Origin of the sequence: Enterobacter sp. RIT637 (genome assembly GCF_019718755.1) — a bacterium.
Lineage (GTDB): Bacteria > Pseudomonadota > Gammaproteobacteria > Enterobacterales > Enterobacteriaceae > Enterobacter.
Map to the genome: position 1 here is coordinate 195,952 of NZ_JAIHAZ010000004.1, position 21,329 is coordinate 217,280.

Sequence of the window (21,329 nt, forward strand, 5' to 3'; positions counted from 1 at the left end):
TCTATATACAAAAAAAACCCAAAGAATGGGTTCAATCATACATGGGAAGCTCGCGGCTTCCCATCACGTTATTTTTCAACCTGCTGAACGTTGATGCGCTGCGTCTCGTCCATCATTGCGGCTTTGGCACGAATCCGTGCTTCGAGCTGGTCGATCATGTCGCTATTATCCAGACGATCTTTACGAACGCCATCTTCATAGAGACCACTTTTCTTGTTACCGCCGGTCACGCCCAGTGTTGACACCAGCGCTTCACCCGGACCGTTCACCACGCAGCCGATGATGGAAACGTCCATCGGGGTAATGATGTCTTCCAGGCGCTGCTCCAGCGCATTCACCGTACCAATCACGTCGAACTCCTGACGTGAGCAGGTTGGACAGGCAATGAAGTTGATCCCGCGGGCGCGGATACGCAGTGACTTCAGGATATCGAAACCGACCTTGATCTCTTCCACCGGATCGGCCGCCAGCGAGACGCGCAGCGTGTCGCCGATCCCTTCGGAGAGCAGCAGGCCCAGACCGATCGCAGACTTCACAGAACCGCTGCGCAGGCCGCCCGCTTCGGTGATCCCGAGGTGCAGAGGCTGCTCGATCTGCTTTGCCAGCAGACGGTAAGACTCTACAGCAAGGAACACGTCGGACGCTTTCACGCTAACTTTGAACTGATCGAAGTTAAGACGATCCAGATGATCAACGTGACGCATGGCGGATTCGAGCAGCGCCTGCGGCGTTGGCTCACCGTATTTTTCCTGCAGATCTTTTTCCAGGGAACCGGCATTCACACCGATACGGATAGGAATATTTTTGTCGCGAGCGCAGTCCACCACCATGCGGATACGCTCTTCGTTACCGATGTTACCTGGGTTAATACGCAGGCAGTCGACGCCATATTCAGCGACTTTCAGTGCTATACGGTAGTCGAAGTGAATATCAGCCACCAGCGGAACGCTGACCTGCTGCTTGATGAGTTTGAACGCTTCGGCGGCATCCATCGTCGGGACGGAGACGCGAACAATGTCCGCGCCTACACGCTCTAATGCTTTGATCTGATTGACCGTTGCTTCCACATCCGTGGTGCGCGTATTGGTCATCGACTGGACGGCGATAGGTGCACCGTCCCCGATTGGCACATTCCCAACGTAAATCCGTTTCGATTTTCTACGTTGAATCGGAGCCTGGTTATGCATGAAAAATCTCCCGCGTTGCCCGTCTGTTACTGTGCTGCTGATTGTTCGGCATTAACGGTAAGACGCGCAACCTGGTTAGTTCTGATAAAGCGGCTCAGGTCGACAGGTTTTCCTTGATACTGGATCTGTACCGCTGCCGGAGCGCCGATTTTAAGTTTGTAAGGTGCCTGACCCGTTAGGTTTAACGTGCCATCTTTACGCTGCAGGCCGCTGAACAGCTTTTTGCCTGTCGCGTCAGTCACTTCCAGCCAGCAGTCGGCGCTGAAATTCATCACCAGCGCGTTAGGATCGACTGCAGGCGTCGCAGTGGCTGCCGGGTCGGTAGGCAGTGGTGCCGCAGCAGTATTATCCGCTGGTGCCGTCGCCGCAGGGGCGGTATCCACATTGGCCTGTGAAGGTGAAACAACCGCGTTCTGATCCTGCGCCTGCGTGGCTGGTGCGGCGTCAGGCGTGGTGGCAGGAGCCTGAGCGGTATCGGTCGCAGCTGGTTGCGGCTCGCTGGACGGAGCCGCGCTGTCCGTGTTCAACGGCACGCTCTGTGCGTTGTCATTGCCGGATTGATTAAGCTCGGCAGAAGACTGATCGGCCATCGTAGTGATCTCTTCCTGCTGCGCCTTGTGGTTTTGCCACCACCATGCGCCCGTCAGGCCGACCACAACAAACAGCACCAGCCAGGTAAAGCTCATCAGCCAGCCGTCACGTTTTTTACGGCGTTTCCCCAGAGAGAAGGTCTGCATCGGCGCAACTTTTGCTGCACGGACCGGTGCCTGCTTCTCCATCATTGGCAGTAATTCTTCTTCGGGGATATGCACCAGTTTTGCGTAAGAGCGGATATAACCGCGCAAAAATGTTGAAGCCAGATCGGCAGGCGCCTTATCTTCTTCAATATCGCGAACCGTGGAAACCTTCAGGCACAAGCGTTCTGCAACGGCTTGCTGGCTGAGTCCGAGTTGTTCACGGGCGTTGCGAAGACGAACGCCAGTGGAGAGTGCTTCATTTTGGTCGTGAGTGGCTTCAGTATTCATTCGCTACAACTACTGGTACGTGAAAAATAAGGGTTCAGGTGCCGGTGAGTCACAATGCCACCCGCACCGCGAAACTTCTGGTCAGTTAACCTTGAACAGACAGTATAAGACTGTCAGCCGGTAGATGACAGTGCAGCTCTGCCCGCCTGGCTAAACTGTTGTTACGTCGTTACATACTGCCCGAAAGTCATATGAAACGCACCGTAATTATTAATCAAACATCACGAATCTGACTGATTATTCAGTAAGATTATGCTTCACGGCGCAGATCATGCGCCGTGACTGCATAATAATCAAACAGCTTTGACCGCGATTGTCTCGCCCTGCACGCGTTTACGCAGCGTACGTTTGGTACGGTCAATCACATCACCCGCCAGCTGTCCGCATGCGGCATCGATATCATCACCTCGCGTTTTACGCACGATGGTGGTGAATCCGTACTCCATCAGCACTTTCGAGAAACGATCGATACGGCTGTTCGAGCTACGGCCGTATGGCGCGCCCGGGAACGGGTTCCATGGGATCAGGTTAATCTTGCACGGCGTATCTTTCAGCAATTCTGCCAGCTCATGCGCATGCTCGGTACCGTCGTTGACGTGATCAAGCATCACGTACTCGATGGTCACGCGGCCCTGGTTGGCATTGGATTTCTCCAGGTAGCGGCGCACGCCAGCCAGGAAGGTTTCGATATTGTACTTTTTGTTGATCGGCACAATTTCGTCACGGATCGCATCGTTTGGCGCGTGCAGGGAGATCGCCAGCGCAACGTCAATCATGTCGCCCAGCTTGTCCAGTGCAGGCACTACGCCTGAAGTAGACAGCGTGACGCGGCGTTTAGACAGACCAAAACCGAAGTCGTCGAGCATGATTTCCATCGCCGGAACCACGTTGGTCAGGTTCAGCAGCGGCTCACCCATCCCCATCATCACCACGTTGGTGATTGGGCGGGTACCGGTCACTTTCGCTGCACCCACGATTTTTGCCGCACGCCACACCTGGCCGATAATTTCAGACACGCGCAGATTACGGTTAAAGCCTTGCTGCGCGGTAGAGCAGAATTTGCACTCCAGCGCGCATCCTACCTGAGAAGAGACGCACAGCGTGGCGCGGTCATCTTCCGGAATATAAACCGTCTCAACGCGCTGATCGCCGACGGCAATCGCCCATTTGATGGTGCCATCAGACGAGCGCTGCTCTTCCACCACTTCCGGTGCGCGGATTTCAGCCACTTCTTTGAGCTTGTTGCGCAGGACCTTGTTGATGTCTGTCATGTCATCAAAGTTGTCGCTGCAATAGTGGTACATCCATTTCATCACCTGGTCGGCACGAAACGGCTTCTCACCCATATCTTTGAAGAACTCGCGCATCTGCTGACGGTTCAGATCCAGCAGGTTGATTTTTCCATTTTTATTTGGAACCGCAGGAATGGCGACTTCGGAGGTATTCACTAATTCAGACATAATTTTATCCGGCCTCGTTGTTACACGTTATGGCCCATGGAGGGTTGAAAAGAAACGCCCCGGAAAGCAGTCTGCTCGTCCGGGGCGTTGCATTGTACAAAGTCTGACGCAGGGATGCCACGTTTGCACGCGGCATTTACGAAAATATTAACGAGTGCGAGCGCACACTTCGCCTTCTGCGAAGAAGAACGCGATTTCGCGCGCGGCAGATTCAACGGAATCAGAACCGTGGGTGCCGTTCTCGGTGAAGCTGTCTGCGTAGTCAGCACGCAGCGTACCCGCCAGCGCGTTGTCCGGGTTGGTTGCGCCCAGCAGATCGCGGTGACGCTGAACTGCGTTTTCGCCTTCCAGCACGGATACCACGATTGGACCGGAGGTCATGAACTCGACCAGGCCGTCAAAGAATGGGCGACCTTCGTGCTCAGCATAGAAACCGCGAGCCTGTTCAACGGTCAGGTGCAGCATTTTGGTGCCAACGATCTTAAACCCTGCTGATTCAAAGCGAGCGAAGATGCTGCCAATAACGTTTTTTGCCACCGCGTTTGGTTTGATGATGGAAAAAGTACGTTCAATAGCCATGATAACCTCTGTCAATGTTCTGTTGTTTTGCATACCTGAGTATGGTGTGGCGCGGATTATAATGAGCAATAGCGCCATTGCCTATGGTTCTGCATAACATTTTTTTAAAATGAGACGAAGATTAGCAACAGGTCGAATTTCGCATACCGTAATGATGGTGTAAACAGATCGGGCAATGCTTTTCATCAGACGTAAATGACCAGAAATGACGGTGACACGTCTGGCAAACTGCCTCAAATGCTGGAGTGGCGATGCTTTTCGCTATCCCCTCCATATGCGTCACGTTTATCGCGTCATGCTGGCATACCGCTTCGCACCCTCCACAGCCGGTACAGCACCCGGTTTCCACGACCAGCACGCCGTTCTCGAAACGAATCGCGTTTTCCGTGCAGCTTCGCCAGCAAGCCCCGCAAAGCATGCACTTTCCGGTGTCGAAAACGATATCTGACTCGCTGAATTCCGGGAATACCCTGCGCAGCTCTCGCTGGCCGGGCACGACGGTACACCCTCTCACATCTTCCCGTGGAACGTGCATAAGCGTACGACGGGCGATATTAACCTCACCGTTCGGGACAGGCTTAAACGTCCAGGACCTTTCACCACGGCGGCGGAGCACAAAATTAAGCCGGGCAAGCGCCAACATCCATTCAGGGTGCTGCTCCGCCTCGATACTGATAAAACGAACGTGGTATTGCGCATGCCACAGAAGCAGTTCATTCACCCCTGGTGCAGGTTCAGTAAAAGGCCCTACAAGGGTATCCTCCCGCAGAAAGCGTTTTCGCGGTGCGATACCGGTAATGGCGGCTGTGGGGCAGACAAACAGGCAGTTACCGCATTCAATACAGCGACTCTCATCAACCGAAACGCCCGTTTCCGTAAAAGCAAAAACCTGCGCAGGACAAGCGTCCGCGCAGGCGCGGCAGGCAGCGCGGCGAAAACGGCGACGGACGCACGCATGCGTCACGTCCATCGCAGGGGCAAACGTTAATCCGCCCATCAGCCAATACTGAAGAAAACGAAGCGCAGCATCAGCTCACCCACAATCAGTAACGCGCTTCCCAGCAGCACCGGGCCTCGCACAGCTTTCAGCCCCCCCACGGCAAAGCACAGCATACCCGCAACGGAAACGCACCAGCTCAGCAGATGCACGGTGCGCAGTTGCTCCAGCATTCGTAACGGAGCGTGCGGGAAAGTCACCACGGCGTTGTCTGCGGCCGTTATGTCTGCCAGCCAGACGGGTTGCATCACCAGGCGCGCCAGCACCAGCAGCGTGATAATAATCACCGCTGCACGCAGGGTCGCTCGGGAAGGCGTCCCGACGGCCATACAGGCTGAACCGATAATGCCCACCGAGCCGATAAATAACACCAGCGTGTTAATGTGTTGCCAGGTGACAACGGACGCATGCATGTAGATCTGTGCCATGCAAAACACATCCACCAGTCCGACAAGACCCGCGACAGCTAAAAGCAGCTTCCATCCCGGCTTTTTGGCAAACATCAGCAGCGTCGCGAGGCCAAGAGCCACAAGGTAAAGGCTGGCAAAGACAATTTCACGGCTCAGCCAGGAACTGGAAACATGGCGCAGCGCGTTGAGTGCATTGAGCGGATACCCCATGTGCAGCGCCGAGGCGAGCAGGCCGAGGCTCGCCAGCACAAACGCCCCGACAGAAGGCAGCAGCGCGCTACGCTGTGAAACATGCGCGCCTCCGAATGCCAGCCATAGCGTCACGCCAACCGATCCCTGCAGGAACAGCGTAAAAATCAGCAGCGGTAACTCATGCATGACGCTTCTCCTCTTTCTCTGCGCCCTGATGCGCCTTGATCACCAGGTTTGGTTTTGTGAGGGAAGAATCAGGCAGGCCTTTCACGTCACAGACCGTACCGTATTTCGCCCGAAGTTCATCTATCGGACCGAATTTGATTGCCTCCAGCGGACAGGTTGCCACGCATACCGGTAGTTCCCCCTTTGCCTGCAGATCCACACAGAAATCGCATTTCGACATCTGTCCGGTCTGCTCGTTGAGCTGCGGCGCGCCGTAAGGACAGGACCACGCACAGTAGCCGCAGCCGACGCATTTATCCGTATCGACGCGCACGATGCCGTCGCCCGGACGCTTGTGCATCGCGGTGGTCGGACAATTTTTGGTGCAGATGGGGTCCGCACAGTGGTTGCAGGAAATAGAGAGTGTGTAGGCAAAAACGTTATTGCTGACGCCGCCCTGCCCGGTCGGGATGAAATTCCCGCCGTTAACCTCGTACACGCGGCGGAAACGGCGTCCGACCTCAAGGTTGTTTTTATCTTTGCACGCCACCTGACAGGCTTTGCAGCCCGAGCAGCGTGAAGAGTCGATATAGAAGCCCAGCTGTTTGTCGCTCACCGGCGCGTAGTGTTTAAACTGACTCATGCTTTTGCCACCTCCACCAGCATGGTTTGATGTGAATTCCCTTTCGCCAGCGCGGTAATACGGGCTGAACTGAGCACGTTCGCGCAACCGCCTTTATCAATACCCTGCTCATCTGGCTGCCACCAGGCGCCTGCCTGCATGGCCACAACGCCTGGAATGATGCGCGGCGTAACCTCCGCCGGGATCTCACAAATGCCGCGCGCGTTATGAATGCGCACAATATCCCCTTGCCCAATGCCGCGCTTTTGCGCGTCCTGAGGATTGATCCACAGCTTTTGCTGCTGGGCTTCCACCAGCCACGGGTTGGCATACTGGGTGGAGTTAGCGCGATTTTTCCCTTTCCAGGTGATCAGCTGGAGCGGGAAGGTTTCCGCCAGCGCGTCCTCCGGCCCTTCATGGGCGGGGACGTAGTGCGACAGCGCCGGAATTTCCGGGTGATGCATGTCGTACAGACGCTTCGAGAAGATCTCAATTTTCCCTGACGGCGTCGGGAACGGATGATTTTGCGGATCGCGGATGTTGTCTTCAAAGGCGACGAACGGCTCACTTTTGAAAAGATGCTGACGCGTCTTTTGTAGCGTCACGAAGTCCGGCAGGTTTTCCTCCGGCATGGACAGCCGCGTCTGCTCCCAGATGTGTTCAATCCACCCTTTTTCGTCACGCCCCTCGCTGAACGCAGGCTCAATGCCGAGCTTTGCAGCAACCTCACGCAGCCAGTCGTAATCCGAACGGCGTTCGAATTCAGGTTCAATTAGCTTTTCGGACAGGATCAGATAGCTTGCCGTGCTCCAGGTTTCGCCGATATTCCAGCGCTCCATAAAGCTGGTTTCCGGTAACAGTAGATCGGCATATTTAGCGCTCGGCGTCATGAACAGATCGCTTGCGACGATAAACTCGATTTTCGACTCGTCTTCCAGGACACGGGTGGCCTGATGAAGGTCCGGGTTTTGGTTAGCCAGATAATTGCCCGCCAGCGAGAACAGGATGCGGATATTGCTGTCCAGCTTCTCTGCCTCTTTCAGGCCGTCCTCTGCCGTCACCTTCGTGGCATCGTCAGCCGCCTGCACCCAGTTCATCACCGAAATTTTGGCTTTGACTGGGTTATCCGGCATCTCCGGCCCGGTCGCGAATTTTCGGTTAGCGCAGCCGCCATAGCCTGCCGCCCAGCCGCCTTTCACCCCGACATTCCCCGTCAGCGTCGCCAGCAACGTCGAGCCACGCGCGGTGCGCTCGCCGCAGTTATGTCGCTGTGGACCCCAGCCCTGGATCAGCGCGGCTGGTTTGGTGGTTGCGTAGTCGCGCGCCAGCTGGCGGATGGTCTGCGCAGGCACATGGGTAATTTTCTCTGCCCACTCTGGCGTTTTCGCTACGCCATCTTTTGCGCCGGTCAGGTAAGCCATCAGAGATTCATTTTCAGGAACCCCTTCCGGCATGGCGTCTTCGTCAAAGCCCAGGGTATAGCGCTGAATAAACTCACGATCGTGCAGATTTTCCGTAACGATCACGTACATCATCGCATCCATCAGCGCGTTATCGGTCGTCGGAAGCAGCGGGATCCACTGGTCGGCCAGCGATGACACCGTGTCCGAATAGCGCGGATCGACGACGATAAAGCGGGTGCCGTTTTGCTTCATCTTCTGGAAGAAGTAGTTACTGTGACCAAATATCGTCTCAGTGGGGTTATGCCCCCAGAGGATAACCAGCTTAGTGTCCAGCAGCGTGTCCAGCGAACTGCCGCTGGCGGCGGTGCCGTAGATATACGGCGTTGCCGCCGCCGTGTTGCCCATGCTGACCGAGTGATAGCTTTCGAGATACCCACCCGTTAAATTAAGCAGGCGACGGACCATTTTATCGCCTGAAAACGTTCCGCCGGAAACTGCGGTGCCCACGTGCACATAGCGCGATGCGGCGCCGTATTTTTGCGTAATGGTTTTTAATTGACTGGCAATAAGCGTGGTGGCTTCATCCCAGGTAATACGTTCGAATTTTCCTTCTCCACGCTTACCCACGCGTTTCATTGGATATTTCAGCCGATCGGGATGATAAACAAATTTTCTGTATGCGCGGCCACGAACACAGGCACGCATTACCGGCATTTGAGGATCCAGTTCATTATCCGGACGCGTGGCGATCCGCGTTACCACACCGTCGCTCACGTGCGCCCGAATATCGCATTTTCCCCCGCAGTCAAAGGTGCTGCAGGTTTGAATGACCTTTTCTTCTGGCGTATTGATCGCAGCCGACGAAGCTGTCGCCTGTACTTTGCCGGCTTTCACCACAAACGGCAGAGCGGCAAGTGCGGATCCGGCCTGAATAAAGTGACGCCGGGAGAGAGCGGGATTGAGTCTCTCTCTCAGCTTCTTATTTTTCTTCATTGTTCGTTCCTTCAAATAAAAACGCATTCTCGTTTTTTTGAAATAACGAACATTGATAATTATCAAGCTAACTCTTCTGGCTTAATTAATTATCCATTTCGAAATTTACCGTCGCCATTTGCCCTGATTCATCCATAACAATTAATTGATATTTCCCAGGTAAAGATAATTTGAGCGAATGATTATAATTATGGCTTTCTAAAGGTTCGCCATTTAAAAACCACCATCGCTGCCCTTCTCCACCGCTGGTTGAGATTGAAAGCGTTATATTTGCCTCCCCCGGGAGATGTTTAATAACGGCACCTTCCCTGACACCAGACAGCATAAGCGGTGCGATATTACCGTTATCCAGCGGCGGACAAACCGTTGATGCAGCAGGGAGGCGCGCCGCCCTTTTTTCCGCAGCGGGCAGCCACGGCTCCAGCGGCAGCGGCCAGACATCCAGGACTTTTTCAGTCGCATCAGGGCAATCTGCTGCCACACGTTTACCCGTTTTATCCAGCCAGACCGGGAAACGAATGCCGCGTATGCCTTCCTGCTCCGGCAGGAGCAGCGTGGGCGGTTCACTCCCTTCCAGCAGCCAGGTCGACAGGCGACGTCGGCAGTTTTCACTGCCTTCCGGCAGCGACTGACCGCCCGGCCAGCAGATCACGCCCCGCCCGACGCTCTTCGGGCGCGGATCGCGCGGCAGGCGGGCTTCGTCTACCGTTGAGCGTGACTGAAGCAGGTTATTCACCTGGTTTAATAGCGGAACCGCGCTGGCGAAACCGAACTGCCCCGCCACCGGCGTGCCGTCCGGTCGTCCGGTCCAGATGCCAATCACGTAACGGGCATTCAGACCGATGGCCCAGGCATCTCGGTAGCCGTAGCTGGTGCCGGTTTTCCACGCCAGCGGCGCAATTTGCGGCAGCGCATTATCCGGCAGCGGCTGCGCCTCGTTCGCCAGAATACGGCGAATAATCCACGCCGAACCTTGTGACAACAGCGGACGTTCAATCAGCGGGTCGCCCGGCTGTAACCGCAGCCTTCCCGCCTTGCCGTGTCGGGCAAAGGCGCTGTAGGTCGCGGCGATATCGGCCAGCCGCGCGCCTGCCCCGCCGAGGATCAGAGACAGATTTGGCTGCGCCCCTGCGGGCAGGATCAGCGGCAACCCCGCGTTGCTCAGCATCCCGGCAAACCGTTTTGGCCCGTAGGCTTCCAGAACCTGTACCGCAGGCAGGTTGAGGGAGCGCACCAGCGCTTCACTCATGCTGACGGGTCCATGGAACCCGCTGTCAAAATTCCCGGGACGATAATCACCGGTTTTTCTGGGAACGTCCTGAAGCAGGGAGGCGGGATGGATCAGGCCATCGTCCAGCGCCATACCGTAGATAAAGGGCTTTAACACCGATCCCGGGGATCGGATCGCGTTGACCATATCCACGTGGCTGAAACGCGTGTCATCGTTAATATCCACCGACCCGACCCAGCCGCGCACTTTCATATCGGTGTGATCCACGACGATCATCGCCAGCGAGCTGCGTGCCGGCAGGCGCGATTTCCAGTTCATCGCCAGCTCTTCCAGCTGCCGCTGTAGCCCGGCATCCAGCGTGGTGACTACTTTAGTGTCGCGGCTTTTGCCGAGCATCATGCGCGCAAAGAGCGGTGCCAGCTGCGGCATCTGCCGGGGCGCTAGCCATACCGATTCTTCCCGCGATTCTTTGACCTGCTTCGCGGACCAGACGCCCTGCGTCACCATGCGGTCGAGCACTTTGTTGCGCGCCGCTTCGGCCCGTTCAGGCCAGCGGTCCGGACGTAAGCGGCTGGGTGCCTGCGGCAGTACCGCCAGCAGCGCGGCTTCGGAATAGCTGAGCTGCGACGGCGGTTTGCCGAGATAGGTCCAGCTTGCAGCCCCGACCCCCTGCAGCGTGCCGCCAAAGGGGGCGCGGTTGAGATAGAGCGTCAGGATGTCGCGTTTAGAGAGGTGCCACTCCAGCTGCATAGCCCGCCAGAGCTGACGAATTTTACCGCCAAAGGTGCGCGGATGCGGATCCAGCAGGCGTGCTACCTGCATGGTGAGCGTACTGCCGCCAGAGACGACTTTGCCAGAACTGAGATCCTGCCAGGCGGCGCGCAGGACAGAGAGCGGGTTTACACCAGGATGCTCCCAGAACCAGCGATCTTCGTACTGGATTAGCGCCTCAAGATAACGGGGAGAGACGTCTTCAATCGTCACCGGATAACGCCAGATACCGTCGTGGTCGGCGAAACGCCAGAGCGGCGCGCCCTTCTCGTCCACCACCACGCGCGCGGGGTTAACCTCTTTTAGAGGCAACGGCCACAGGCGGTCGGCGGCGATAATCAGCCCCCATAAAACGAGAAGCGCTCCCGCCAGCCAAAGCCAGCGGGAGCGTGTCAGACGAGCTAACTGCATATCACGGAACAACAATCAGCGGGCCACTGGCCGCACCCGTTGCCCGCCACTGCGGAACGTACATAGACTCCACCATCGGGACCGGCACCTGATAGGTTCCCGGCGTCACGGCGCGCGCCAGGTAAACCAGCGTCACAGGTTGACCTTCATTTACTGGCACGGCAGCCACAAAGCGGTCGTCGCGGAACTCCATATGCTGAATATCCGCCTGCTGCATCTGGCTGAGCAGGTTCTGTACCTCACTGCCGCTGTCCTGCAGGCTGGCGCTGCTGTTCGCCAGGTTCTGGTTTTCCAGCTCCAGACCCGCAGGGAGGAGATCCACCACCAGCGCATCCGGCACGTTCTGGCTGGCTTTCACTTCCAGCCACACCAGCACCAGTTCGCCGCTCTTCAGGGAAGAGAGCGATTTACTGCTACCGTCGGTTGCCAGGATATGACGTTCAACCTGCAGCACGTTCGAGCTCGGCTGAGGGGCATATTCCGGATAGCCGGTGCTGTCCAGGCGCACCCACATCGGTGTCGTTCCGGTATTGGTCACCTGAAGCGCACCAAGCTGGTCGCCGTTCACGTTTTGGATCTGCGATTTATCGCTGCTCAGCGCTTGTTCTGAAAGAGAGGTCGTTGCCTGCCACGCACCAGACAAGGTTTGCAGCGAACGTCCCGCCAGGAACAGCGCATTGCTCTCCTGCGTTGACAGCCAGCGCTGGCTGAAGGCCTCTTCAGACAGAGCATTCAGCAGCGTATTTTGCGCATCCGGCAACAGCTTGTACTCCTCCAGAAGGGAGAGCATCAGCGCGTTGTCACGCAACTGGCTGCCGTAATCGGCCATCCAGGTTTTGCTGTCGTTACGCGGCGTTTTGACCGCCAGATCCAGCGCCTTCTGGCTGCGCGGCGCATCGCCCATCAGTTTGAGCGCCATGCCCAGCTGCATCAATGGCAGACCAGATGCCGCCTGAGCGCGGCGATCCCAGATTTCACGCAGCGCGCCGAGCGGTGCTTTTTGCTGACGCGCCAGCACCAGCGAAGCATAAGCCTGCACCGCAAACTTGCTGGCCTGGGTGTCGTCGCTGTAGCGGATGGACATCATGCCCGGATCCTGCAGATAGCGCAGCAGGCGGCTATTGGCATTATTCACTGCATCAGCTGGTACGCTGTAACCCTGCTCGCCCGCGCGCACCAGGAAGTCGGTCACGTAGGCCGTCAGCCAGTACTCTTCCGGACCGTTTTTATCCCACAGCGCGAAACCACCGTCATCACGCTGCATCTGCAGCAGACGGGAGATGCCAATATCAATCGCTGCGCGGCGTTTATCGTCCGTGTCACCTTTAATGCCAAGCGCCGACAGCTGCGCCGCGTTGGTGTAGAGCGACGGGAACAGGCCGCTGGTAGTTTGTTCCAGGCAGCCATACGGATACGCCTGCAGTTCACGAATATAGCGCGCAAGGTTCAGCGGCGGTTTGCCGCTCAGCAGCAGTTGCCCCTGCAGCGTTGCAGGCGAGAAACCGTTGCTATGCTGCGCTGGTGCAGTCCAGGACTCGCCGGGGTTCAGCATGGCACCGGTATTCACCGTCTGCGCCGGGAACGCCGGGCGCACGCCGATTTTCCAGCTCTTTTGCTGCGGCGCAAAGGTCTCGCCCGGAAGCTGCAGGCCCGTAACCTGTGCTGTCACCTCACCGTCACCATAACCCTCCAGCGCACGCACCGGAATAAAGATCGTACTGCGCGCCCCCGGAGGCAGCTGAACCGGCTGCGGCTGTGCGCCCTCCAGAGACAGTTTGCCGGTAGAGGACAGTGCGACGTTCAGCGTTTGCGGCTTGTCGGTCAGGTTGGTGATATCCAGCGTCAGCCGCGAGGTATCTCCGCTTGCCAGGAAGCGCGGCGTGTTAAGTTCGGTAATGACCGGTGCGGCCACCACAACCTTGCTTTCACTGCTGCCGAAATCGTCCTCCGTCCAGGCCTGCGCCATCAGACGCAGCTCGCCGTTGAAGTCCCCAATCGGCAGCGTAATCGTGCCTTCTCCGTTGGCATCGAGCGTCACCGGCTGTGCCTGCTGGGCAATAATGGTGACGTGATTCACCGGCGGTTTGCCGCCGCGCTTCAGTTCATCGCCGTCACCACCGAAGCGCAGCGCGGCCAGGCGGCCCTGCCCTTCAATGACCTGGCCGTAGATATCGTAGATATCCGCGCCGTAGCGCTTCTGGCCGAAGAAAGCCTGCCACGGATCCGGCGTGACGTAATCGGTGATGTTCAGCACGCCGCTGTCCACCGCCGAGACCAGCACGTTCACTTTCTGCGGCACCGCCCCCTCTTTCACGCTGGCTTTCACCTTCACCGAGAGCGTCTGGTTTGGACGCATCTTCTGCGGGTTATCAAGCGCAATATTCAGGCGGCGATTTTCGTCGCCCATCGGCAGATGCAGCAGGCCGACCGCGCGCTTCGGCGTGGCTGATTTGGATTTATCGCCTGGACGAACCACCAGCGTACTCAGATAGAGATCGTGACGTTTCCAGGCCTTGTCGACCGGGATAGCAAGATCGAGCCCGTTTGCCGGTACGTCGATCTCTTTCCACCACAGCGGTCCTTCGCTAGATTCGATCATCGCATAGCCTTTGCCCGCAGCCGGTGCTGCAATGTGCAGGTTGATGGTATCGCCTGGCTGATAGGCGGGCTTATCCAGCTTCAGGGTCACGCGGTCAGGACGCGCTGCCCCGGTGCCGTCGCTGTTATCCTGCCAGCTATACCCCGCCCAGAAGCGCACGCTGCTGACCATCTCATCAGGCGCTTTAACCTCCAGACGATATGAGCCCCACTCCACTGGGAAGGTGACTTTACCCGTCTCGTCGGCCTTGAGGGTCAGCTCCTGCTCGCCTTCGACCAGGTCTTTCTGATCGAACTGAGACTGCCAACCTTCGCTCTCAGACCAGTTCCAGAAGTAGTCCCGACGCTCGCGGATCAGGCGAACCTGTAACCCGGACACCGCTTTTTTCGCGCCGCTGGCATCAGCGTAAACGATATCGAAGCTGGCATTGCCGTTCTCGTCAACAATCGGCTGGTTAACGGTGGTATCAGTGCGGTAGTCGTAAACGGCCTTGCTGGCGAACTGAGGTCGAATACCCGGCAGTTGAGCCGCCGGCCAGATGGCCTGCTCAGCGCGACGCGTCACCGGACGGCCCCCGGACTCCAGCAGGCTGGCCTGCAGAATCAGCTGCAGCGGAGAGTGCACCTCTTTCCACTGGCTTTCGGTAGAAACCTGTCCACGCCCCTGCTCATCAAGCGTAAGCTGAACTTCATCCAGACTGCGGCTCAGGTTCTCCTCGGCGATATCGCCAAACTGGAAGCCTGGCAGCGCAGCCACCGCATCACGCAGCGGACGCAGGTACAGCTGGCCCTGCAGCGAATTACCGTTGGCCGGTGCGCCATACAGGTAATAGCCCACTACGTTAAAGTCCACGTTATCCTGCTGTGATACCGGGGCTTTTTGCCCGGTCAGGTTGAGCGCCATACGCTCCGGCATGAAGTCTTCAACGTTGAAGTCCCACAGCCGCTGCAGGTTGTCGCCGGTGTTGGCGCGGATATGCCACATACCGGTCTGCGCCCCGCTGTCCAGCGGATAGTTAAAGCGATAGAGTCCGTTCTCTGGCTTGACGACAATCGTACGCGCGACCTGTCCATCCGGACGCAGCACGTCAAGCTTCACAGGCTGATCGGGAAGCGGTTTTCCGTCGCTGTCGCGCAGCAGGCCGTTGAGGATTACCGTTTCACCCGGACGGTAGAGATCGCGTGGGCCAAACATGAAGAACTGCTTGCTGTAGCCGGGGCTACCGGCAATATCGAACTCCGCCAGGTCGAGCGCAGGCAGCTTGAGATCGAGCAGCGTGGTCTGGCCGTCTTTACTGGCCAGGATCAGCGCGGCCTCTTTGTCGGTTTCAAGCTTCGCATGGCCGTCCGCATCGCTGTTTGCTTCGGCGAGCGTCTGACCTTTGTCATTCAGCAGCGTCACGGTCACGCCGGACTGCGCGGCACCGTTTTCCAGGCTCTGGGTGAAGATGTCCAGGCGGTTATGATAGCGGTGAGCGGAAAGACCAATATCGCTCAGGGTAAAGAGCGTCGCGGCGTTGCTGTAGTTGTAGTGCCCTGCCTGGTTCATGACCGCGATATAAACGCCAGACTGCTGGAGCGGTTTAATATCTTTCAGAGGCAGCAGCAATTTTTCGCGCGTATTGCGCGCCGGATTAAGGTCGAATCGACCGGTGTAAACCAGCTCCGCCATCTTCAGCAGGTTATCGGATTCCCAGTTGGTCAGAGAATTGCGGTATTCCCACTGGCTGACAAAGGAAGCCAACGACTCCGGCTTCACGCGGTAGAAGTTCACGTCCACGTTGTTAACGTTGAGCGCCATCACCGGCAGGCCTTCCACCACTTTACCCGGCAGGAGTGAGCCGCGGCTGGCAAAACCGACCGTCGGTTCGACATCCCGGGTGGTTAAGGCTTTTTCATAATCGATGCCAAAGGTCGCTTTATTCAGCGCCTGCAGGTCGCGTTCAACGGTGACGACCAGGCTGCGGTTAGGCTCAAGATGGCGCAGTCGAAGCTCTTTCAGGTTAGGCGCAAGTTCCCACGCCCCGTCAACCTTGCCGCTTTTCTTATCCACGACGTGCGCTGTTTTCGCGAAATCCTGATCGGGATTCAGCGGCACAGAAAAGGTCAGCACCAGCGTGGCGGCACCGTCGAGCTGAACTTCAGAGGTATCCAGCAACGTCAGCGCTTTTCCCTGACTTTGAGCGGCCAGTTTAGCCAGCGTTTCTGCATTGGGCTTTTCCGCAGCTTTCGGTGTTGATTCGGTGGATGCCGCGGGAGCCGCAGCCTGAGATTTATCGTCGCTGTTATCACAGCCGACAAGCGTAAACGTGGTAAGCAGCGCAAGAGAGAGCGCGGCTAAGCGAAACGGTTTCATCCTTTGTCCCTGGCCCATGGAGCCTGTTGGTCGTCGTCCGGATAAGTATTATCCGCAAGTTTCATTAATTCAAAAAGTCCAATTTTAGGATCTTGAAAGCGCCTCGCAGAATGGCATCACGCCTCTACCCCGTGATGGAACCGCGATCACAGCACCATACGTCACATGTAACCTTTTACGTCATTTGTTTTTAAAACAAGAAGATAGCTGGATAAGCGCGCCTGAAGGCTGCTAGTTTTATGACCATGACGCACCCCGAGTGCGCGGTTCAAAAAGAGAGAAAGCCATGAAACGAGCCGTGAACGCCCTACAAAATTTCGGAAAATCATTGTACGGACCGGTACTTATCTTACCGATTGTCGGTCTTTTTATCGCCTTTGGTAACGTGCTGGGTAACGGCAATCTTGCCGAGTACCTGCCGTTTCTGGGCCATCCTCTGATTCAGAATATCGGCCAACTCATCGCGAAATCTGCCGTATCGGTACTGGTTAACCTGGCATTGGTGTTTGCCGTCGGTATCCCGATTGGTCTGGCGACGCGCGATAAAGGCTATGCCGCGCTGATTGGGCTGGTGACCTTTGTGGTGTTCATCAATGCCATGAACGTCACGCTGCAGCTGCAGGGCGCGCTGGCGCCAGCGGCCCAGATGAAAGCGGCCGGGCAGACCATGGTGCTGGGCGTGCAGGTGCTGGAGATGGGCGTTTTCGCCGGGATCCTCACCGGGGCGCTCTCCGGCTATCTGTATAACAAATACTCCGGCGTACAGTTCAACGGCGCGATGGCGATTTACTCCGGCCACTGTTTTGTCGCCATCGTCATGCTCCCCGTCTCCATGCTGCTCGGCGTAGTGATGAGTGAACTGTGGCCGTTTGCCCAGCACGGCATTAGCGCCCTGGCGCTGGCCATCAAAGGCTCCGGGCCGTTTGGCGTAGCAATTTACGGTTTCCTGGAACGCATTCTGGTGCCCACCGGCCTGCACCATCTGGTTTATACGCCGTTCCTCTATACCGAGCTGGGCGGCACGCAGGATGTGTGCGGCGCAACCTATCAGGGCGCGCGCAATATCTACTTCGCCGAGATGGCCTGCCCGGACGTGAAGCCGCTCAGCAGCACCGTGGTGTGGGACGCGCGCGGCATCAGCAAGATGTTCGGCCTGCCTGCCGCCGCGCTGGCGATGTATATGACCGCAAAGCCGGAGCGTAAAGCCATTGCGAAAGCCATTCTGATCCCGGCGGCGCTGACCTCGCTGCTGGTCGGCGTGACCGAGCCGATTGAGTTCTCCTTCCTGTTCGTTGCCCCGCTGCTCTTCGTGGTGCACGCGGTGCTGACCGGCATCGGCATGATGCTGTTCTCGCTGCTGGGCGTTCACGCCATCGGCGCCAACGGGATTATCGACTTCATCCTTTACAACCTGCCGCTCGGCACGGAGAAGTCCAACTGGCCGATGTACATCGTGGTCGGGCTGATCATGTTCGCCCTCTACTTCGTGGTGTTCCGCTTCCTGATCCTGCGCTTCAACATGAAAACGCCAGGCCGTGAGGATGACGATAAGGAGACGCGCCTCTACAGCAAGCAGGAGTATCAGGCCAAAGGCAATAACGACGGGCTGGGCGAATCCATCGTGGTGGGGCTGGGCGGCCGGGAAAACATTGAAGTGGTGGATAACTGCTACACCCGCTTACGCGTCACGGTGAAGGACGTCGACATCATCGACGAGCCGCGCCTGAAGGCGACCGGCGCGAAAGGGATTATCAAACAAGGTAACAACGTTCAGGTGGTCTACGGGCTGCACGTCAAAAAAATGCGAGAAGCCGTTGAGACGTTTCTCTGAAAGGAGCTAAAGATGTTTACACCCCCATTCATTCTGTCGATTGCCGGCGGCGGTAGCACCTACACGCCGGGTATTGTGAAAAGCCTGATGGTGCGCCTGCAGGATTTCCCGCTGGCCGAAATTCGCCTCTATGACATCGACGAGGCGCGTCAGAACACCATTGCGCCCGTCGTCGAGAAGGTCATTCGCGACCACAGTCAGAGCATCAAATTTACCGTCACCAGTGACCCGGAAGTGGCCTTCAGCGGCGCGCATTTCGTCTTCGCCCAGATGCGCGTCGGCCAGTACAAGATGCGCGAGCAGGATGAAAAGATCCCGCTGCGCCACGGCGTGGTCGGCCAGGAGACCTGCGGACCCGGCGGGCTGGCCTACGGGCTGCGTACGATCCTGCCGATGGTCGAGCTTATCGATCTGGTCGATCGCTACGCGCATGAAAAAGCCTGGATCGTGAACTACTCCAACCCGGCGGCGATCGTTGCGGAGGGCGTGCGCCGCCTGCGGCCAAATGCGCGGGTGCTGAACATCTGCGATATGCCGGTGGCCGCGATGCGCAATATGGGGGCGATTCTGGGCGTCGATCGCCGCAAGCTTGAAGTCGACTACTTCGGCCTGAACCACTTCGGCTGGTTTACCCGCGTACTGGTGGACGGCGAAGACAAGCTGCCCGAGCTGCGCAAGCATATCGCGAAGTTTGGCCTGCTGACGGAAGATGCGGCCAAAACCGACCCGCAGCATTCTGATCCCTCCTGGGTGAAGACCTGGCGCAACATTAAGCCTATCATGGACAACTTCCCGGAGTATCTGCCGAACCCGTATCTGCAGTACTACCTGATGCCGAACCAGATTGTGGAGCATCAGAACCCGGACTATACCCGCGCCAATGAAGTAATGGACGGGCGCGAGAAAAAGCTGTTCGCCGCAGCTGAAGAATATAAGCGCACCGGGATCCTGCCGGATGCCTTCCACGTGGGCGTTCACGGCGAGTTTATCGTCGACGTCGCCTGCTCTCTGGCCTTTAACCTGCGGAGCCGCCATCTGGTGATGGTCGAAAACCGCGGAGCGATTACCAACCTGCCGTACGATGCCGTGGTGGAAGTGCCCGCGTATATCACCTCCGAAGGCCCGGAACCGATCCGCGTCGGTCAGGTGCCGCTGTTCCATCAGACCCTTTTGCAACAGCAGTTGGCCTCTGAACAGCTGCTGGTTGAAGCGACTATCGAGGGCAGCTATGAGAAAGCCCTGCAGGCGTTTACCCTCAACCGCACCGTGCCGACCATGGTACACGCGAAGGCGATTCTGGATGAGATGATCGAGGCCAACCGCGACTACTGGCCTGCGCTGCAAAAAGCCTGGCAGGACGGCGAAACGGTGAAAAAATAGGGGCTTGCTCGCGAGTTGAACGTGGTTTGCTTGTCGGTGTCAGAAAAAACACCGACAATCCTGTTTTACGGAAAAGAATGGAGGCAACCCATGTCCACCTCATATTTTGTCGCCGCCGACTGGCTGATTGAGCACGGTGACGATCCGGAAGTCCAGATTATTGACGCGCGTATGGCCCCGCCGGGGCAAGAGCATCGCGACGTGCCCGGTGAATACCGCGCAGGGCACCTGCCTGGCGCGGTATTTTTTGATATCGAAGCCCTCTCCGATCACAACTCTCCCCTGCCGCACATGCTGCCGCGCCCGGAAGCATTTTCCGTGGCGATGCGCGAGCTGGGCGTCAGCAAAGACAAACACCTCGTTGTCTATGATGAAGGTAACCTCTTCTCCGCGCCGCGCGCGTGGTGGATGCTGAAAAACTTCGGCGTGGAAAAAGTGTCGATTCTGGCGGGCGGACTGGCCGGCTGGAAGCGTGACGAGCTGCCCCTTCAGCAGGGCGACGTGACGCTGCCGGAAGGCGAATTTGACGCCACGTTCGACGCGCACGTGGTGAAACGCCTGACCGACGTGCTGGTCGTGAGCCATGAAAAAACGGCTCAAATCGTCGATGCCCGTCCCGCGCCGCGCTTCAATGCCGAAGCGGATGAACCGCGTCCGGGGCTAAAACGTGGACATATTCCGGGCGCGCTGAACGTGCCGTGGGGCGACCTGGTGTTTGAGGGCGAGCTGAAAACCACCGACGAGCTGCGCGCCATTTTTAACCGTGCAGGCGTGGATTTGCATCGTCCGATTATTGCCAGCTGCGGCTCCGGCGTCACGGCCTGCGTGGTGATCCTGGCACTCGCCACGCTCGGCGCGAACGACGTCACGCTTTACGACGGCGCCTGGAGCGAATGGGGTGCGCGAGACGATCTGCCTGTCGAACCCGCAAAATAATGGATAACCGCCTGGCCACGTTGTTAACGCGCGGGGCATCGCTGACCCGTGCGGAGTATCGCGTCCTCGCCCACCTTACGGAGCATCCGCTGCTGGTGGGCAACATCACGGTCCGAGAGCTGGCGCAGACGACGTTTGTTTCTACTGCCACCATCATGCGGCTGTGCCAGAAGCTGGGGTTCAGCGGTTTTAGCGAGTTTATCTGGCACTGCAAGCAGTTGCTCTCCGACACGCCGCACATAGCCGCTCAGGGGCAGTCGCTTCCTGAACTCCCGGCGCTGTTTAATCAGTTTATCGCCAACTATCAGCACACCTTCCAGTGGGTCACGCAGGAGAAGCGCCAGCAGTTTGCCGACCTGCTGCGCCAGAAAGAGAGCTTCTTTCTCTACGGCGCCGGGTTTTCCTATCTGTTTGCGGAGTACCTGACCAAGAAGCTGCAGGTGCTGGGCAAAACGGCGTTTATCTCCGGGCCGGGGGACAGCCGGAATATTTTCCTCAGCAACGCCGCCCGCTATCAGGTGTTTATTGCCGTCTCGCGCAGCGGCGAAACGGAACAGGTGCTGGATAAAGCGCGGATTGCCAAAAATGTCGGCATGACCATCGTCGCGTTTACCCGCGCCTCCGCCAATTCGCTGGCGGGGATGGCGGACGTGCATTTTGCCCTCTATGACGAAGCGGTACACTTCGCCGCCGAAGCCGCGGGGGTGACGTCGTTTGAGTCGAATCTGGTGCTGCTGATGGATTTACTGCTGCTGGAAGCAACGGGGTGATATTCACCCCGC

At 57.6% G+C, this 21,329-nt stretch carries 14 protein-coding genes; 4 read left to right on the forward strand and 10 right to left on the reverse strand.

Going from position 1 to position 21,329, the window contains the following annotated elements; all coding sequences use genetic code 11:
* Positions 1-68: 68 nt before the first annotated feature.
* The 10 genes from ispG to K5E19_RS09650 all read right to left on the reverse strand — a co-directional run bounded on the left by ispG (position 69) and on the right by K5E19_RS09650 (position 16,400).
* On the reverse strand, positions 69-1,187 hold the full coding sequence (ispG, locus tag K5E19_RS09605) for a flavodoxin-dependent (E)-4-hydroxy-3-methylbut-2-enyl-diphosphate synthase (protein WP_221551001.1): 1,119 nt from the start codon (positions 1,185-1,187) through the stop codon (positions 69-71).
* 26 nt (positions 1,188-1,213) lie between these two features.
* Positions 1,214-2,212, reverse strand: a complete 999-nt coding sequence (gene rodZ, locus K5E19_RS09610) for a cytoskeleton protein RodZ (RefSeq protein WP_221551004.1) — start codon at positions 2,210-2,212, stop codon at positions 1,214-1,216.
* Positions 2,213-2,505: 293 nt separating this feature from the next.
* Positions 2,506-3,672, reverse strand: a complete 1,167-nt coding sequence (locus K5E19_RS09615; RefSeq protein WP_221551007.1) for a bifunctional tRNA (adenosine(37)-C2)-methyltransferase TrmG/ribosomal RNA large subunit methyltransferase RlmN — start codon at positions 3,670-3,672, stop codon at positions 2,506-2,508.
* Positions 3,673-3,819: 147 nt separating this feature from the next.
* Positions 3,820-4,251, reverse strand: coding sequence for a nucleoside-diphosphate kinase (gene ndk / locus K5E19_RS09620; protein WP_010433958.1), 432 nt, complete (start codon positions 4,249-4,251; stop codon positions 3,820-3,822).
* A gap of 121 nt (positions 4,252-4,372) precedes the next feature.
* Positions 4,373-5,248 (reverse strand): 4Fe-4S binding protein, encoded by an 876-nt coding sequence (locus K5E19_RS09625; protein ID WP_221551009.1) that lies wholly within the window; start codon positions 5,246-5,248, stop codon positions 4,373-4,375.
* Positions 5,248-6,036 (reverse strand): DmsC/YnfH family molybdoenzyme membrane anchor subunit, encoded by a 789-nt coding sequence (locus K5E19_RS09630; RefSeq protein WP_221551013.1) that lies wholly within the window; start codon positions 6,034-6,036, stop codon positions 5,248-5,250. The genes K5E19_RS09625 and K5E19_RS09630 overlap by 1 nt, the downstream gene beginning before the upstream one ends.
* A complete protein-coding gene (locus K5E19_RS09635) occupies positions 6,029-6,658 on the reverse strand; it encodes a DMSO/selenate family reductase complex B subunit (protein WP_221551014.1) in 630 nt (209 codons plus the stop codon). Before K5E19_RS09635 ends, K5E19_RS09630 begins: the two co-directional genes overlap by 8 nt.
* The gene (locus tag K5E19_RS09640; protein ID WP_311775517.1) at positions 6,655-9,033 is read right to left on the reverse strand and encodes a DMSO/selenate family reductase complex A subunit; all 2,379 of its coding nucleotides are present in this window, start codon (positions 9,031-9,033) and stop codon (positions 6,655-6,657) included. The genes K5E19_RS09635 and K5E19_RS09640 overlap by 4 nt, the downstream gene beginning before the upstream one ends.
* A gap of 85 nt (positions 9,034-9,118) precedes the next feature.
* Complete coding sequence (pbpC, locus tag K5E19_RS09645) at positions 9,119-11,446, reverse strand: peptidoglycan glycosyltransferase PbpC (protein WP_221551016.1); 2,328 nt, start codon at positions 11,444-11,446, stop codon at positions 9,119-9,121.
* A gap of 1 nt (position 11,447) precedes the next feature.
* Positions 11,448-16,400, reverse strand: coding sequence for an alpha-2-macroglobulin (locus K5E19_RS09650; protein ID WP_221551017.1), 4,953 nt, complete (start codon positions 16,398-16,400; stop codon positions 11,448-11,450).
* A gap of 286 nt (positions 16,401-16,686) precedes the next feature.
* Here K5E19_RS09650 and K5E19_RS09655 point away from each other — a divergent pair, with 286 nt between their 5' ends.
* The 4 genes from K5E19_RS09655 to K5E19_RS09670 all read left to right on the forward strand — a co-directional run bounded on the left by K5E19_RS09655 (position 16,687) and on the right by K5E19_RS09670 (position 21,317).
* Entirely contained in the window at positions 16,687-18,231 is a 1,545-nt protein-coding gene (locus K5E19_RS09655; protein WP_221551018.1) for a PTS transporter subunit EIIC, read from the forward strand.
* A 12-nt stretch (positions 18,232-18,243) separates the two neighbouring features.
* Positions 18,244-19,611, forward strand: coding sequence for a 6-phospho-alpha-glucosidase (locus tag K5E19_RS09660; protein ID WP_221551019.1), 1,368 nt, complete (start codon positions 18,244-18,246; stop codon positions 19,609-19,611).
* Between the two features lie 90 nt (positions 19,612-19,701).
* Complete coding sequence (gene sseA, locus K5E19_RS09665; protein WP_221551020.1) at positions 19,702-20,547, forward strand: 3-mercaptopyruvate sulfurtransferase; 846 nt, start codon at positions 19,702-19,704, stop codon at positions 20,545-20,547.
* On the forward strand, positions 20,547-21,317 hold the full coding sequence (locus K5E19_RS09670) for a MurR/RpiR family transcriptional regulator (protein ID WP_221551021.1): 771 nt from the start codon (positions 20,547-20,549) through the stop codon (positions 21,315-21,317). Before sseA ends, K5E19_RS09670 begins: the two co-directional genes overlap by 1 nt.
* Positions 21,318-21,329 lie beyond the last annotated feature (12 nt).

What these genes read in the sequence shown, in the direction of transcription:
- ispG (WP_221551001.1), bottom strand. Translation starts at nt 1,187, where the DNA reads ATGCATAACCAGGCTCCGATTCAACGTAGAAAATCGAAACGGATTTAC.
- rodZ (WP_221551004.1), bottom strand. Translation starts at nt 2,212, where the DNA reads ATGAATACTGAAGCCACTCACGACCAAAATGAAGCACTCTCCACTGGC.
- K5E19_RS09615 (WP_221551007.1), bottom strand. Translation starts at nt 3,672, where the DNA reads ATGTCTGAATTAGTGAATACCTCCGAAGTCGCCATTCCTGCGGTTCCA.
- ndk (WP_010433958.1), bottom strand. Translation starts at nt 4,251, where the DNA reads ATGGCTATTGAACGTACTTTTTCCATCATCAAACCAAACGCGGTGGCA.
- K5E19_RS09625 (WP_221551009.1), bottom strand. Translation starts at nt 5,248, where the DNA reads ATGGGCGGATTAACGTTTGCCCCTGCGATGGACGTGACGCATGCGTGC.
- K5E19_RS09630 (WP_221551013.1), bottom strand. Translation starts at nt 6,036, where the DNA reads ATGCATGAGTTACCGCTGCTGATTTTTACGCTGTTCCTGCAGGGATCG.
- K5E19_RS09635 (WP_221551014.1), bottom strand. Translation starts at nt 6,658, where the DNA reads ATGAGTCAGTTTAAACACTACGCGCCGGTGAGCGACAAACAGCTGGGC.
- K5E19_RS09640 (WP_311775517.1), bottom strand. Translation starts at nt 9,033, where the DNA reads ATGAAGAAAAATAAGAAGCTGAGAGAGAGACTCAATCCCGCTCTCTCC.
- pbpC (WP_221551016.1), bottom strand. Translation starts at nt 11,446, where the DNA reads ATGCAGTTAGCTCGTCTGACACGCTCCCGCTGGCTTTGGCTGGCGGGA.
- K5E19_RS09650 (WP_221551017.1), bottom strand. Translation starts at nt 16,400, where the DNA reads ATGAAACCGTTTCGCTTAGCCGCGCTCTCTCTTGCGCTGCTTACCACG.
- K5E19_RS09655 (WP_221551018.1), top strand. Translation starts at nt 16,687, where the DNA reads ATGAAACGAGCCGTGAACGCCCTACAAAATTTCGGAAAATCATTGTAC.
- K5E19_RS09660 (WP_221551019.1), top strand. Translation starts at nt 18,244, where the DNA reads ATGTTTACACCCCCATTCATTCTGTCGATTGCCGGCGGCGGTAGCACC.
- sseA (WP_221551020.1), top strand. Translation starts at nt 19,702, where the DNA reads ATGTCCACCTCATATTTTGTCGCCGCCGACTGGCTGATTGAGCACGGT.
- K5E19_RS09670 (WP_221551021.1), top strand. Translation starts at nt 20,547, where the DNA reads ATGGATAACCGCCTGGCCACGTTGTTAACGCGCGGGGCATCGCTGACC.